This is a genomic window from Bradyrhizobium sp. USDA 223, assembly GCF_044909005.1.
Taxonomy (GTDB): domain Bacteria; phylum Pseudomonadota; class Alphaproteobacteria; order Rhizobiales; family Xanthobacteraceae; genus Bradyrhizobium; species Bradyrhizobium yuanmingense.
In genome coordinates this window covers 7110395-7124693 of record NZ_JBIYDR010000001.1, presented here as the reverse complement: position 1 = coordinate 7124693, position 14299 = coordinate 7110395, and the positions used below count along the sequence as shown (strand labels likewise).

16 protein-coding genes are annotated in these 14299 nt (G+C 64.8%); 5 read left to right on the top strand and 11 right to left on the bottom strand.

The genetic code is table 11. From position 1 onward, the window contains the following. Window positions 1–406 precede the first annotated feature (406 nt). A complete protein-coding gene (locus ABIA40_RS33125) occupies window positions 407–1051 on the bottom strand; it encodes a response regulator transcription factor (RefSeq protein ID WP_028178165.1) in 645 nt (214 codons plus the stop codon). Between the two features lie 86 nt (window positions 1052–1137). Here ABIA40_RS33125 and ABIA40_RS33120 point away from each other — a divergent pair, with 86 nt between their 5' ends. Continuing rightward, window positions 1138–2475 (top strand): histidine kinase, encoded by a 1338-nt coding sequence (locus tag ABIA40_RS33120; protein ID WP_404545463.1) that lies wholly within the window; start codon window positions 1138–1140, stop codon window positions 2473–2475. 1 nt (window position 2476) lies between these two features. Here ABIA40_RS33120 and ABIA40_RS33115 read toward each other — a convergent pair whose 3' ends face one another. From ABIA40_RS33115 to coxB, 9 genes are all read right to left on the bottom strand, one after another. Then, window positions 2477–2842 (bottom strand): nuclear transport factor 2 family protein, encoded by a 366-nt coding sequence (locus tag ABIA40_RS33115; protein WP_404545462.1) that lies wholly within the window; start codon window positions 2840–2842, stop codon window positions 2477–2479. A 170-nt stretch (window positions 2843–3012) separates the two neighbouring features. Continuing rightward, a complete protein-coding gene (locus ABIA40_RS33110; RefSeq protein ID WP_271546247.1) occupies window positions 3013–3768 on the bottom strand; it encodes an SURF1 family protein in 756 nt (251 codons plus the stop codon). Next, a complete protein-coding gene (locus tag ABIA40_RS33105; protein ID WP_035996593.1) occupies window positions 3765–4166 on the bottom strand; it encodes a DUF983 domain-containing protein in 402 nt (133 codons plus the stop codon). Before ABIA40_RS33105 ends, ABIA40_RS33110 begins: the two co-directional genes overlap by 4 nt. A 97-nt stretch (window positions 4167–4263) precedes the next feature. Next, window positions 4264–5160: a cytochrome c oxidase subunit 3 gene (locus ABIA40_RS33100; protein ID WP_035996590.1), complete on the bottom strand. Its 897-nt coding sequence runs from the start codon at window positions 5158–5160 to the stop codon at window positions 4264–4266. A gap of 78 nt (window positions 5161–5238) precedes the next feature. Continuing rightward, window positions 5239–5892 (bottom strand): cytochrome c oxidase assembly protein, encoded by a 654-nt coding sequence (locus ABIA40_RS33095; protein ID WP_035996588.1) that lies wholly within the window; start codon window positions 5890–5892, stop codon window positions 5239–5241. 5 nt (window positions 5893–5897) lie between these two features. Next, the gene (locus ABIA40_RS33090; RefSeq protein WP_035996586.1) at window positions 5898–6074 is read right to left on the bottom strand and encodes a hypothetical protein; all 177 of its coding nucleotides are present in this window, start codon (window positions 6072–6074) and stop codon (window positions 5898–5900) included. Then, window positions 6071–7015, bottom strand: a complete 945-nt coding sequence (locus tag ABIA40_RS33085; protein ID WP_271546250.1) for a heme o synthase — start codon at window positions 7013–7015, stop codon at window positions 6071–6073. The genes ABIA40_RS33090 and ABIA40_RS33085 overlap by 4 nt, the downstream gene beginning before the upstream one ends. A gap of 62 nt (window positions 7016–7077) precedes the next feature. Next, window positions 7078–8694 (bottom strand): cytochrome c oxidase subunit I, encoded by a 1617-nt coding sequence (gene ctaD / locus ABIA40_RS33080; protein ID WP_035996582.1) that lies wholly within the window; start codon window positions 8692–8694, stop codon window positions 7078–7080. A gap of 84 nt (window positions 8695–8778) precedes the next feature. After that, window positions 8779–9633 carry a cytochrome c oxidase subunit II gene (gene coxB / locus ABIA40_RS33075; protein ID WP_271546252.1) on the bottom strand — a complete coding sequence of 285 codons (855 nt, stop codon included), beginning with the start codon at window positions 9631–9633 and terminating at the stop codon, window positions 8779–8781. Window positions 9634–10091: 458 nt separating this feature from the next. Here coxB and ABIA40_RS33070 point away from each other — a divergent pair, with 458 nt between their 5' ends. From ABIA40_RS33070 to ABIA40_RS33055, 4 genes are all read left to right on the top strand, one after another. Beyond that, entirely contained in the window at window positions 10092–10625 is a 534-nt protein-coding gene (locus ABIA40_RS33070; RefSeq protein WP_198399886.1) for an invasion associated locus B family protein, read from the top strand. Window positions 10626–10737: 112 nt separating this feature from the next. Next, window positions 10738–12165 (top strand): metalloprotease TldD, encoded by a 1428-nt coding sequence (tldD, locus tag ABIA40_RS33065; protein WP_404545458.1) that lies wholly within the window; start codon window positions 10738–10740, stop codon window positions 12163–12165. Beyond that, entirely contained in the window at window positions 12162–12941 is a 780-nt protein-coding gene (lepB, locus tag ABIA40_RS33060; RefSeq protein WP_036020560.1) for a signal peptidase I, read from the top strand. The genes tldD and lepB overlap by 4 nt, the downstream gene beginning before the upstream one ends. A 10-nt stretch (window positions 12942–12951) precedes the next feature. Beyond that, window positions 12952–13518, top strand: a complete 567-nt coding sequence (locus ABIA40_RS33055; protein ID WP_404545456.1) for a nucleotidyltransferase family protein — start codon at window positions 12952–12954, stop codon at window positions 13516–13518. 106 nt (window positions 13519–13624) lie between these two features. Here the strand turns inward: ABIA40_RS33055 and ABIA40_RS33050 are convergent, their stop codons facing one another. Next, entirely contained in the window at window positions 13625–14191 is a 567-nt protein-coding gene (locus ABIA40_RS33050) for a PAN domain-containing protein (RefSeq protein WP_404545454.1), read from the bottom strand. Window positions 14192–14299 lie beyond the last annotated feature (108 nt).

The following is a 14299-nucleotide window of genomic DNA, read 5'->3' as shown; positions in this document are numbered from 1 at the left end:
TGAAAAAGGGCTGCGGCATTGCCGCAGCCCTTCTCTTGGAAGGTCTGTCGTTGTGTGCAGACCGGTTGCCTCATCGGGGTCGCCGACCCCTCAAAACTGTTCCGGCAAGCTTTCGTCGCCTGTCACGAAATCGTCAAGTCCAAACCCCGCGCGCGTCGAATGTTCCTATTTTTCCCGATCCGGGCTCTGGTTCGTTTTGGCAGTTGCAGCCAAGTCCTGTCAGTGATCCTTGCCCCTGAACTCCGCTTTTTCCCGAATCAGCCGCGGGAACGAATACAGCCTCGGCCCATTGTGTCGGCGGATGGGTGTCAGCCCGTTGTCCAACGCATTGCCCGGCCAACGGCGGCGTCGATCCGTCGGCCGAACCGCTGCATCCCGGAGCAGCCGGTTCGGTCGCTGGCGAAAGTCAGTTCATCCCGATTTCCACTGCGATCCGGATCAGGTCGGAATGGTTCTTGGCGCCAAGCTTCTGCTTGAGCAGGGACGTGGTGTTGGCGACGGTCTTGTAGGAGATGCCGAGCGCCTCGGCGACCTCGACGATCTTGTCGCCGCGTCCGAGCAAGCGAAGAATTTCGAGCTCCCGCGGCGTCATCTGTGACGCGGGGTTGGCCTTGATCGCCGCGCCGGAAAACGTCACGGCTTCCGCAAGCTGCGGCGAGATGAAGTTGTCACCCGCGACCACCTTGCGCACCGCTTTGAGCAGGATCCTGGGGTCGTCGCCTTTGGAGACATAGCCCTGCGCCCCGAGCTCGACGGCCCGCACGACGAACGCCGGATCGTCGTTCATGCTGAACATGATGATCTTGGCGTCGGGGTCGTCCTTGCGGATACGCCGCATCAGCTCGAACCCGGAGACGTCGGGCAGGCTGATGTCGATCACGGTGACGTCGGGCCGCTTGCTGACATAGGCGCGATGCCCGGATTTGGCATCGCTCGCCTCGTCAATGCGGATTGAATGGTCGGATGCGAACAGGGTGCGGCAGCCCGACAGCACCACGGGATGGTCGTCGACGATCAGGACCCTCGTCGCCAGCTTGGCGGTATCTTGCATCGCGCACTCTCTTGTTTTTCGAGTCATAGCCCGCCGGGAATAAATGGAAAGAGCAAATCCGGCCGATACGCGCTAGAATTGACCTAATGTGGCGACGACTTTCGTTCCGAACGCAATTGTTTCTCCCGCTCGGCGCGAGCCTTCTCGCAGCCCTGATCCTGGGCGGCATATTACTGCAGATATTTGCACCAGGTCAGGTAGCTGATGAACACGAGCCGGCTCGACGCTCGATCCAGACCATCGCCGCCGCGCTCAACAGCACCCTGCGCGCATCGGACAATCCGCAAAAGACCCTCGATGCATTTGTTCGGTCCTTGGACGCCTCCACGGATATTCAATTCCGCCGCATGGACGGAGGTCCCCCGCCTTCTCCGAAAGACTTGCGCAACCTGAAGAAGGTTCCGCAATGGTTCGTCAACCTCATCACCATACCAGAGATGGAAGCGGCGTTTCCGATCGTCATAGACGGCAGACATGTCGGCGATATCGTGTTCTTCCCGGACATATCGGCCGACTTGTTCGAGAAGTGGATCGGCTTCCTTGCGCTGACCAGCCTGGTCGCTGTCCTGATGGTGCTCACCGGCACCGTTGCCTATGTCTTCGCCGGTTCGGCCCTGCGCCCCCTGCAACATCTCGGCGAAGGTCTCACGCGAATACGGCGGGGCGACTACACGAGCCCAATTCCGGTCCGAGGCCCAGCGGAAATCCGGCAAGGCTGCGAGGAGGCGAACGCGCTGGCTGCAACGCTGGCGCAACTCAGCCAGGACAATCGCGATCTGATGCACCGCCTGGTGTCGCTGCAAGATGACGAGCGGCGCGATCTCGCCCGCGAACTGCACGACGAGCTCGGGCCCCTCCTCTTCAGCATCCGCGCCGGCACGATCGCGCTGACCGATGCCTCCGAGCCAACGGGACATCTCGGCAATTCGGCACAGGACCTGCTGCAATCGGTCGAGGCCCTGCAGCAGACCAACCGCCGCATCCTCGACCGGCTGCGGCCGCTCTATATCGAAGAGCTCGGCCTTTCGAGCAGCGTGCAAACGCTGCTCCGGAATTTTCGCAAGCAGGCACCTCATATCGTGCTGACGGACGCGATCGATCGCGATCTCAGCGCAATCGGCGGACCGCTGGCGCAGACCGTCTATCGCGTGATCCAGGAGGCACTGACCAACGTGCTGCGACATGCCAACGCGGGCAACGCACATGTGCAGGCGACGGTTGCCGACAAGACGCTCGTCGTCGAGATCTCCGACGATGGCGGCGGCTTCCCTGCGGACAACGTCTTCGGCCGGGGCCTGACCGGCATGCATGAGCGCGTGCGCGCGCTCAGCGGATCGCTATCGCTGTTGCGCGTGGATGACCGAACCTACGTGCGCTGCCGCCTTCCGGCGGAGACGATGCGGGACGTTCCGTCACCAGGCTAGTTCAGCAGGCGCAACCATCATGCGCATTCTGTCGCGCCGGTTCGCACAGCGTGCTGTGGATCTTGCCATCCGGGCTGAAGCGGAACGAGGCCTGAATGCGCAGCGCGCCGGCGACGGAATATTCGAGGTGGATGCCGTGGGGCGCGGGATTGATCTCTTCCAGCCCGAACCCCGCCAAGGAGAAGGCGCTGAGCCGCGGTTGCCAATAGGCCTCGATCTCGCTCCGGCCACGATAGCGCCGCGCGCCGTCGCACGTGCATTCGAGCTGCGCGTCGTCGGCATAGAGGTCGAGCAGGGCTGTGAGGTCGCCCTTACGGCAGGCATCCACCCAGTCGACGATAATTCCCATCTGGTCGAAATCACTCACGCCGCACCCAATCTGCCGCGGACAATACCGGCGGGCTTAGAACTACCCTCGTGAATATGCGCTGAATAATAAACCCCGGGCGATACCGGGTTCCCTTGATGGACCTTATTGTTTGAGCATGATCTTTTCGGAAAACCGCTACACACTTTCCGGATCATGCCCCAATGAGCTCAGCTCTGCCGCCGGCCTCTTGCCCACACGCCGAAGGCGATGAGCACGGCGCCTGCAAGCGTGAACCAGGTGATTGCATATTGCAGATGGTCGTCCTTGAGATTCACCTGGAGCGGTCCCGGACGCGGGATGCCGTTCGCCGGCGCGGGCCGTTCGAGATCGATATAGAACGGCGCAACCGTGCCCCAGCCCAGCACGCTTGCGATTGCCAGATGATCGCGCACGAACCAGAGCCGCTTGCCGCGATTCTCCGCCGGAGTCAGCCAGCTTGGCGCCTCGGGAAAGCGCAGATAGCCGGTGAGCTCAACCGGTTGGCCCGTGACGAGCTTGTTCACCGCGCGATCCTCGACGCCGCGGTCCTGCATCGTGTTCTCGACGAAACCCGCGTCGATCACGACCATCTCGCCGCCGGGAAGCCGCGCCGGCAGGAACGCCCAGGTGCCGGGGCCGGAGGCGTCCTTGCGCACCGCCGAGCCGGAGGAATAGACCATTGCATCGGGGAGGGCTGCGTAGGTTGCGGTGAAGCTGACGCGGCGGAATTCGTCGCGGGCGGGATTGAGCGCGGCCCATTGCGCGGGCGGCGGCAGCGCAACCGGCGCGGCCGCAAGCCGCTCGGTGAGCGCCGCAATCAACTCGTGCTTGGCGGTGCGGCGCTGCAGCTGCCAGACACCGAGCGCCACGAACACAGCCGTGAGGAACAGCGTGAACAGCGCGAAGCCGGCCACGGGGGCCTTGCGCGACGCAGGCTCGTTCATTTCGCGCGATCGACCAACCGGCCCGGCGCCGCCTTGTGGTGGAATTGCAGCGCGATCAGCAACGACTTCATCGAGCGCAGCGGCAACAGCGTGGTGGCGAGGATGAGCGGCAGCCAGAGCACCGCATGCAGCCAATATGGCGGCTGGTATTTGACTTCGACGATGAGGGCGCACGCGACGACGATGCCGCCGGCCAGCATGATGATGAAGATCGCCGGGCCGTCGCCGGTATCGATGAAGGCATAGTCGAGCCCGCAACGGTCGCATGCGGGCGCGAGCGTCAGAAAGCCCGCATAAAGCTTGCCCTGGCCGCAGCGCGGGCATTTGCAGGCAAGCCCACGCAGCGCGCTTTGCAGGACGGTGGTTTCGGACGGGGGTGTGCCGGCACTGTCGTTCATGATGGCGACTCTATCACAGTTTCCGACGAAACTTCGGGCAGCCGGAAAGCGAAAGGGCGGCCCTGCGGCCGCCCTTTCTGATCTTGTTCGATCGGGCTCAGTGCGCGGCGCTGGCCATGGTCTCGGCGCCGCGTCCCCAGACGTAGATGCAGAGGAACAGGAACAGCCAGACCACGTCGACGAAGTGCCAGTACCAGGCCGCGAACTCGAAGCCGAGATGCTGCTTCGGCGTGAAGTGGCCGGCATAGGCGCGGAACAGGCACACCAGCAGGAAGATGGTGCCGACCAGCACATGGAAGCCGTGGAATCCGGTCGCCATGAAGAACGTCGCGCCGTAGACGTTGCCGCCGAAGGAGAACGCCGCGTGGGCATACTCATAGGCCTGCACGCAGGTGAAGAGCGCGCCGAGCACGACGGTGAGGATCAGGCCATACTTCAGGCCCTGGCGGTCGTTCTCGAGCAGCGCGTGGTGCGCCCAGGTCACGGTGGTGCCTGACGTGAGCAGGATCAGCGTGTTCAGCAGCGGCAGATGCCAGGGATCGAAGGTCTCGATGCCCTTCGGCGGCCAGGTGCCCGGGACCGCGCAGGCGCCGGGCTGCGTGCCGAGGCCGCAACCGAACACCGCATCGCGGGTGGCGTGGACGGCATCGGCCGGAAACAGCGCCGCGTTGAAATAGGCCCAGAACCAGGCGACGAAGAACATCACCTCGGAGGCGATGAACAGGATCATGCCGTAGCGGTGATGCAGCTGCACGACACGGGTGTGGTCGCCCTTGTACTGGGCTTCCTTGATCACGTCGGCCCACCAGCTCGCCATGGTGTAGAGCACGCCCACGGTGCCGACGCCGAACACGATCGGCGCCGCCGAGAACATGTGGTGCATCCAGGCGACCGCGCCGACCGCCATGATGAAGGCCGAGAGCGAGCCGACGGCCGGCCAGGGAGAGGGATCGACCAGGTGATAGTCGTGATGCTTGGTGTGCGCCGTGGCCATTTCCGTCTCTCTCCTCAATCCCGTGCCTGTCCGGCACCTATCCCCTTGTGTCCAACCGCCCGCGCGTGAGCCCTGCGGTCAAAGATTTCCCTTGCGCTTGTCGGCCTCGCCCGATGCCAGCGGTTTCACTACGGGATCGCGCACCGGATAGAACGTGTAGGACAGCGTGATCGTGCTCAGCCCGTCGTTCTCATGGTCGGCGGCGATCGACGGATCGACGTAGAATACGACCGGCATCTCGCGCTTCTCGCCGGGCGCCATGGTCTGCTCGGTGAAGCAGAAGCAGTTGATCTTCTGGAAATAGGCGCCGACCGTCAGGGGTGCGACGTTATAGGCGGCCTGGCCCGCAGTGGCGCGCGCCGCCTGGTTGGTCACGGTGTAGAAGACCGTCACGACCTGGCCGATATTGACCTCGATCTCGCTCTGCTCCGGCTCGAACTTCCAGGGCAGGCCGGGCGCGACGTTGGAATCGAAGCGCACCGAGATCTTCCGCGCGATCGGGCCCGTGGCCGGCGCAGAGGTCGCCACTTGCGTCGTGCCGTTGAAGCCGGTGGCGCGGCAGAACCAATTGTAGAACGGCACCGCCGCGTAGGAGGCGCCGACCATCAGCGCGACCACGCCGCCGCAGATGGACGCGACCACCACATCGCGCCCCAGCCCGCGGCCCTTGCCCGGGTTGCGATGGCCAGGCTTGGCGCTGACGTCCTGCGATATGGTGGGCTCGTGATCCATGTTTCCTACATCGGCCGCACGAGCACGGCCGGCCCCTTGACCATGGTGACGGCGAAGAACAGCACCACGAGCACGCCGAGCGCCAAAGCGATCGCGATGGAGCGCTGACGACGGCTCTTCCGCTGCGCCTCGGTGAGGACGATTCCTTCCGGCTCGGGTTTGTCGGCCATCGCGGTGATCATGCGCCCCCAACCATCGGAGCAAGCGCCCGGTACACGACCTCGGCCAGCAGGGTCGCAAACAGCGCGAACAGGTACAGGATCGAGAACGCAAACAGCTTGCGGGTCGCGCGCAGCGACTGGCTGCGCTCGCGGCGCAGATAGACGTTGATGGCGAGCACCAGCATGCCGGCACCGAGGAGCAGCGAGACCACGCCGTAGACGGCATCGAAATAGCCGAGCGCCCAGGGCGCGGCGGCGACCGCGATCAGCACGATGGTGTAGAGCAGGATCTGCAGACGCGTGGCGTCGGGACCGGCGACGTTCGGCAGCATCGGAATGCCGGCGCGCGCGTAGTCGTCGGAGCGGAACAGAGCCAGCGCCCAGAAATGCGGCGGGGTCCAGAAGAAGATGATGGCGAACAGCAGCAGCGGCTCGACATCGACCGTGCCCGTCACCGAGGCCCAGGCCACCACCGGCGGCAGCGCACCGGCGGCACCGCCGATCACGATGTTCTGCGCGGTCCAGCGCTTCAGCCACATCGTGTAGATCACGACGTAGAAGAAGATGGTGAAGGCGAGCAGCGCGCCCGCGACCCAGTTGACGAGGATGCCGAGCGTCATCACCGAGAAGAAGGCGAGCGTCGTGCCGAACGCCATCGCTTCAGGACGGGTGATGCGGCCGCGCGGGATCGGCCGGTTCGCCGTGCGCGACATCTTGGAATCGATGTCGCCCTCGAGCGCCATGTTGAGCGCCCCGGAGGCGCCTGCACCGACCGCGATGCAGAGCAGCGAGGTGATCGCCAGCACCGGGTGGAAATGCCCCGGCGCCATCGCCATCCCGACCAGCGCAGTGAAGATCACCAGCGACATCACCCGCGGCTTGAGCAGCGCGAGATAATCGCCAACCTCCGCTTCGGAGATGTGGGGATTGATGTCGATGGCGTTGTGGTCGAGGACGGACACTTAGATTGACTCGCTTCGTTACAGCGCCGCGGCGCCCGTCACGGGCGCCGCGGGGGGATTGCTTACTGCACGCGGGGCAGCACTTCGAACTGATGGAAGGGCGGCGGCGAGGACAGCGTCCACTCCAGCGTGGTCGCGCCAGCACCCCAGGGATTGTCGCCTGCCGGCACCCTCTTCATGAAGGCGTCCAGCACGCAATAGAGGAAGATCAGCACGCCGAAGCCGGAGATGTATGAGCCGACCGACGAGACCAGATTCCAGCCCGCGAACGCATCGGGATAGTCGATGTAGCGGCGCGGCATGCCGGACAGGCCGAGGAAGTGCTGCGGGAAGAACACCAGGTTGACGCCGACGAAGGTGACCCAGAAGTGCAGCTTGGCAAGGCCCTCATTGTACATGTAGCCCGACATCTTCGGGAACCAGTAGTACCAGCCGGCGAAGATCGCGAATACCGCGCCGAGTGACAGCACGTAGTGGAAGTGGGCAACGACGTAGTAGGTCTCCTGGAGCACGCGATCGACACCCGCGTTCGCCAGCACGACGCCGGTCACGCCGCCGACCGTGAACAGGAAGATGAAGCCCACCGCCCAGATCATCGGCGCGCGGAATTCGATCGAGCCGCCCCACATCGTGGCGATCCAGGAGAAGATCTTCACGCCGGTCGGAACGGCGATGACCATCGTGGCGGCGACGAAATAGGCCTGCGTCGCCGAGGACATGCCGACCGTGTACATGTGGTGCGCCCACACCACGAAGCCGATGCCGCCGATCGCGACCATGGCGTAGGCCATGCCGAGATAGCCGAACACGGGCTTGCGCGAGAAGGTCGAGACGATCTGGCTGATCATGCCGAAGCCGGGCAGGATCAGGATGTAGACCTCGGGGTGACCGAAGAACCAGAACAGATGCTGGAACAGCACGGGGTCGCCGCCGCCGTCGGGGGCGAAGAACGTCGTGCCGAAATTGCGGTCGGTGAGCAGCATGGTGATCGCACCGGCGAGCACCGGCAGCGACAACAGCAGCAGGAACACCGTCACCAGGATCGACCACACGAACAGCGGCATCTTGTGCAGGGTCATGCCCGGCGCGCGCATGTTGAAGATGGTGGTGATGAAGTTGATCGCGCCCAGGATCGAGGAGGCACCGGCGAGGTGCAGCGACAGGATCGCGAAGTCGACCGCCGGGCCGGGATGGCCCGAGGTCGACAGCGGCGCGTAGATGGTCCAACCCGCCCCGACGCCGTTGGAGCCCGGCTCGCCCTCGACGAAGGTCGACATCAAGAGCAGCGCGAACGATGCCGGCAGCAGCCAGAACGAGATGTTGTTCATGCGCGGGAACGCCATGTCGGGCGCGCCGATCATCAGCGGCACGAACCAGTTGCCGAAGCCGCCGATCATCGCGGGCATGACCATGAAGAAGATCATGATCAGGCCGTGCGAGGTCACGAACACGTTGTAGGTGTGGGCCTCGTGGAAGACCTGCACGCCCGGATACATCAGCTCGGCCCGGATCGCGATCGACATCGCCGCACCGATGATGCCGGCGACGACCGCGAAGATCAGGTACATCGTGCCGATGTCCTTGTGATTGGTCGAATAGACGTAGCGCCGCCATCCGGTCGGATGGGCATGCTCGTCATGATGCGCGTGATCGCCGTGTGCCGCTGCGCTCGTTGCCATTTTCAAATCCTGCCTTGCGTCCCATTCGGACCTTTGGAGGTCCCACCCTTATCGCTTTCAGTCCCTCAGGCCGCCCCCCGGCGCTTACTGCGTCGGGCCGGCCGCGGAGGCGTAGGTGCTGGTGCCGCCGCTCGCAAACTTCTTCTTCGCCGTCTCGACCCAGGAGGCGAACTCCTGGTCGCTCACCACGCGGATCGCAATCGGCATGAAGGCGTGATCCTTGCCGCACAGTTCCGAGCACTGGCCGTAATACATGCCGGTCTTGGTGGCCTTGAACCAGGTCTCGTTCAGGCGGCCGGGAATGGCGTCGATCTTGACACCGAAAGCCGGCAGCGCAAAGGCGTGGATGACGTCCGCACCCGTGGTCTGGACCCGAACCACCTTGTTGACCGGCACCACCATCTCGTTGTCGACGGCAAGCAGGCGGGGCTGCTTGTCCTGGGCCATCAGCGAGTCGAACTCGAACTTGCCGTTGTCGGGATAGGCATAGGACCAATACCACTGCTTGCCGGTCGCCTTGACGGTCAGGTCCGCCTTCGGAATGTCGAGCTGCAGGAACAGCAGCCGGAACGACGGCACCGAAATGCCGACCAGGATCAGCACCGGGACGAGCGTCCAAGCCACCTCGATCAGCGTGTTGTGGGTCGTCCGCGACGGCACCGGATTGGCCTTCGCGTTGAACTTGACGACCACGATCACGAGCAGCGCCAGGACGAACAGCGTGATCAGGGTGATCAGCACGAAGAGGAAGTTATGGAACCAGACGATGTTGTCCATCACCGGGGAACCGGACTGCTGGAGCGTCCACTCCCACGGCGCCGGCTGCCCGAGTTCGGCCAATGCCGCACCACCCGTCGCCAGCGTGACTCCAGCCGCCACCAAGGCGATGGTGGCCAATCCCAGCAGTTGCCGGCCCACCCGACCCATCGACATCCTCATGTCGTTCGCGCTCCCCTTCCGAAATCACCCCACGTGCATTTCCCTGCTTGCGGGAAACGCTTATTCGCTCCGCCAGTCCGACAAACCGCCACGCAAGAATACCTCTAAGAGGAATTGGGGCCAGATCGCTAGAACGCGAAATCAAGCCTCTCAAACCATAATTCTTGATCTATCGCAATGCAGTCTTGAGCCCCGCCTGCCAGCCATCACCGGCAAGATATTTCCCAGCAAGATCAGACAAAAATACCGTTTCCCGGGACGCTGCGGCTTGACAGCGGAATTGCCCGCGGTAGGCACTGGAAGACTGCCACGCGGCAGCCTGATTCGTGCGGGCAATGGCGGTGTGCGCGGCGCGGAATTTGCTTGGGAATCGCCTTCAAGACGCCGTCATTCCGTATCAGTCCGCCAGATCAGTCCGCCAAGCGCGAGCAACCCAGGCGAGCAGAGGGACCGACCCGATGGGGCTTTCGAGATCGATGGCAAAGCCGGCGAACGGCCTCCCGGCGCTCGCCGCCCTCGTGGCTGCGATGGTCCTGCTGGCGCTGCCGGGGCTTGCCCATGCGCAGGGCGCGGTGCGCTCCGTCCATGGCGACTGGCAGATCCGCTGCGACACCCCGCCCGGCGCCCAGACCGAGCAATGCGCCCTGATCCAGAGCGTGGTGGCGGAAGACCGCTCCAATGCCGGCCTGACCGTGATCGTGCTCAAGACCGCCGACCAGAAGAGCCGGCTGATGCGCGTGGTCGCTCCGCTCGGGGTCCTCTTGCCCTCCGGCCTCGGGCTCAAGCTCGACAACCAGGACGTCGGCCGCGCCGGCTTCGTCCGCTGCCTGCCCAACGGCTGCGTCGCCGAGGTCGTCCTGGAGGACAAGCTGCTCGGTCAGCTCCGCAGCGCCAAGACCGCGACCTTCATCATCTTCGAGACCCCGGAAGAAGGCATCGGCTTCCCGCTCAGCCTGAACGGACTGGGTGAGGGCTATGACAAGCTGCCGTAGCAGCGGCTAACCTTGGCAATCCTTTTGTTTCCGTAATGTGAGGCTTCGCGCTCTCGCGGAACTGGTCCGAAACCATTATCTTGCCCCACATCCCCGGCTAATGGACGGACGCATGACCAATCCTGCCACGACCTCCCTGCTCGACCGCGCCAATCTCGACCGCGACCAGGTTCGCCACGAGGTCGCGCGCGGGCTTTCCGGCGCTGACGACGGCGAGCTGTTCCTGGAATACAGCCAGACCGAAGCGCTGATGTTCGACAATGGGCGGCTGAAGCAGGCGACCTACGACACCTCGCAAGGTTTTGGCCTGCGCGCCGTCAAGGACGATGCGGTCGGCTATGCACATTCCTCCGACGTGTCGCTGCCGGCGCTGATTCGCGCGGCGGACGCGGTTGCCGCCGTGCGCGGCGGCTACTCCGGCAGCTTCTCGGCGCCGCCCCCGCATACCAATGTCCGCCTTTATGGCGACGACAATCCGCTGGATGCCCCAGGCTTCGAGACAAAAGTAAAACTGCTCGCCGAGATCGACGCTTACCTGCGCGACAAGGACCCGCGGGTGCGGCAGGTCAGCGTCAGTCTCGGTGCGACCTGGCAGGTCGTCGAGATCCTGCGGCCCGACGGCGAGAGCTATCGCGACATCCGCCCGCTGGTGCGCGTCAACATTTCCGTGGTCGCCGGCCAGGGCGACCGGCAGGAGAGCGGCAGCAAGGGCTATGGCGGCCGCGCCGGCTATGCCGAGTTCATCGAGAGCAAGAACTGGCGCGACGCTGCCGACGGCGCGCTGCGCGAGGCGCTGGTCAATCTGGAATCGATTCCGGCGCCCGCCGGCGAGATGGACGTCGTGCTCGGGGCCGGCTGGCCCGGCGTAATGCTGCATGAAGCGGTCGGCCACGGCCTCGAGGGCGACTTCAACCGCAAGAAGACGTCCGCGTTCGCCGGCCTGATGGGCCAGCAGGTCGCGGCCAAGGGCGTCACCGTGGTCGACGACGGCACCATCGCCTCGCGCCGCGGCTCGCTCTCGATCGACGACGAGGGCATGCCGACCAATCGCACCGTGCTGATCGAGGACGGCATCCTGGTCGGCTACATGCAGGACCGCCAGAACGCACGGCTGATGAACATGAAGCCGACCGGCAACGGCCGTCGGCAAGGTTATGCCCATGTGCCGATGCCGCGCATGACCAACACCTACATGCTCGCGGGCGACCGCGATCCGGCCGAGATCATCGCCTCGGTGAAGAACGGCGTGTTCGCCGCGAATTTCGGCGGCGGACAGGTCGACATCACCTCGGGCAAGTACGTGTTCCAGTGCACCGAGGCCTACAAGATCGAGAACGGCAAGATCGGAGCGCCGCTCAAGGGCGCCATGCTGATCGGCAACGGACCGACCGACCTGCATCGCATCCGCATGATCGGCAACGACCTTGCGCTCGACACCGGCATCGGCACCTGCGGCAAGAACGGCCAGGGCGTGCCCGTCGGCGTCGGCCAGCCGTCGCTGCTGATGGAACGCATCACCGTGGGTGGAACCGGCGCATGAGCGTTGAAGACAAGGTCACGGTCAGCCCCAAGCGCAAAAGCAGCGGCTGGGGCGGACAGATCGCTCAGCTCGCCGGCATCGTCGCCGCGGTCTTCATCGCCAAGGGCGCGCTCGCCGAGCCGTTCTACGTGCCGTCGGGCTCGATGGAGCCGACGCTCCTGATCGGTGATGCGCTGCTCGCCTCGAAATTCCCCTATGGCTACGGCACCTCGTCGCTGCCGATCCAGATCAGCCTGCCGGAAAGCGGCCGCGTGTTCGCGGAGACGCCGAAGCTCGGCGACGTCGTCGTGTTCCGCTGGCCCGGCGATCGTTCGCAGGCCTGGGTCAAGCGCGTCGTGGGCCTGCCCGGCGACCGCATCCAGATGCGGCAGGGCCAGCTCTTCATCAACGACCGTCCGGCCGAGCTGAAGCCGGACGGCGTCGGTGCGGCCGAGAACGACCGTGGCGGCAGCGAGCCCGCCTATCGCTATGTCGAGACGTTGCCGAACGGCGTCTCGCATCTGATCTTCAAGATGCGCGACAGCGGTCCGCTCGACAACACGCCCGAGGTGACGGTGCCGGCGGGACATCTGTTCGTGCTCGGCGACAACCGCGACAATTCCGCCGACAGCCGCGTGCCGCTGCGCTCCGGCGGCGTCGGCCTGTTGCCGATCGATAATCTAATCGGCCGTGCGGACGCCGTGGTCGGCTCCTGGGACCTCGGCATGCGGAGCCAGCCGGTGTGGACCTGGCTGTCCGGATTCAGGCTGTCGCGGTTCTTCACCGCCGTGCACTGACCGGTCGCAGGTGAGCAAGGACGAATTCCTCGCGCTCGCCTTACGCAATCCGGTCAACGCCGCGATCCTCGACGAACTGCACCGGCTCGCGCTGCCGGATGCGTGGCTGGTGTCGGGATGCCTGGTGCAGACGGTATGGAATGTGCTCACGGGGCGCCCGATCGACCACGGCATCGCCGATTACGACGTGTTCTATTTCGACGCCGACACATCGTGGGAGGCCGAGGACGCGGTGATCCGCACCCTCCATACGCGCCTCGCGCATCTCGGCGCCAAGATCGAGGTCCGCAACCAGGCCCGCGTGCACATGTGGTACCCGGCCAAGCACGGCCTGCCCTATCCGCCGCTGAGAAGCTCGAGGGAAGGCATCGACCGCTTCCTCACGCAGAACACGCAGGTCGGCGTCAGGCGCGCAAGCGATGGCCACGAGGTCTATGCACCGCGCGGGTTTGACGACATTGCAGCAGTGATCGCGCGGCCAAATCCAGGACCGAATTTTTCCGCGGCGAACTACGAAGCGAAGGCTAAGCGCTGGAAGGCGCTGTGGCCGGAGATCACGGTGATCGCGGCGGAGTGAGGTGCCGTAGGGTGGGCAAAGCGAAGCGTGCCCACGCGCCTGCGGCCGTATCGGAAGATCGTGGGCACGGCGCAAAGGCGCCTTTGCCCACTCTACGGCACCTTGCCTACCGCACGACGCCCGACGTGAACCCCGCCTTCCTTCGCGGCGGCTTGATTTCCTTCTTCAGGAAGCAGCGCGCCTCGCGCCCGGTGTAGCCGGGGCGGGCATAGGTGAAGGCGCGGCATTTGTTGTCGGCGATGCAGGCGGCCTTGCAGGCCTCGACGCTTTCGCCGTCCTTGAGCTCGAAATTGCGCAAGTCGCCGCCGGGCCGGTCGATCGACGTCTCGACGCCTTCCACGCGCGGCTCGATCACGCCGGCGCCGCGCACGCCCGAGATACAGCAACTACCCGGCACGCGCGCCGGCACGGTGTTCTTCAGCCAGCACACGGCCGAGCCGCCTTCGACATCGGGATAGTTGAAGCTCCAGGAGCGGCAACGGCGATCGCGCTCGCATAGCAGCGCGCAATCCTCGGGATCGCCGGAGGTGACGGGCGTACTGAAATAGTCGCCGCCGGGCCGGTCGAACGCCGTCTGGGCAAGCGCCGGCGCGCTTGCAAACGCAAGCGAAAGCAGCACGACACATGCCGCGGCGCTGGCCATGATGGCCCCGGACAGGCGGCAATTCCCCATCGGAACAGCTTTCGAGTTATTGACGACGCTCAGGTTTTTTCAGCCGGTCATTTGATCGCCGCAAACCTGTATGGGCGATGAACGGCTGAATCCCGGGTGCCCGGTTTC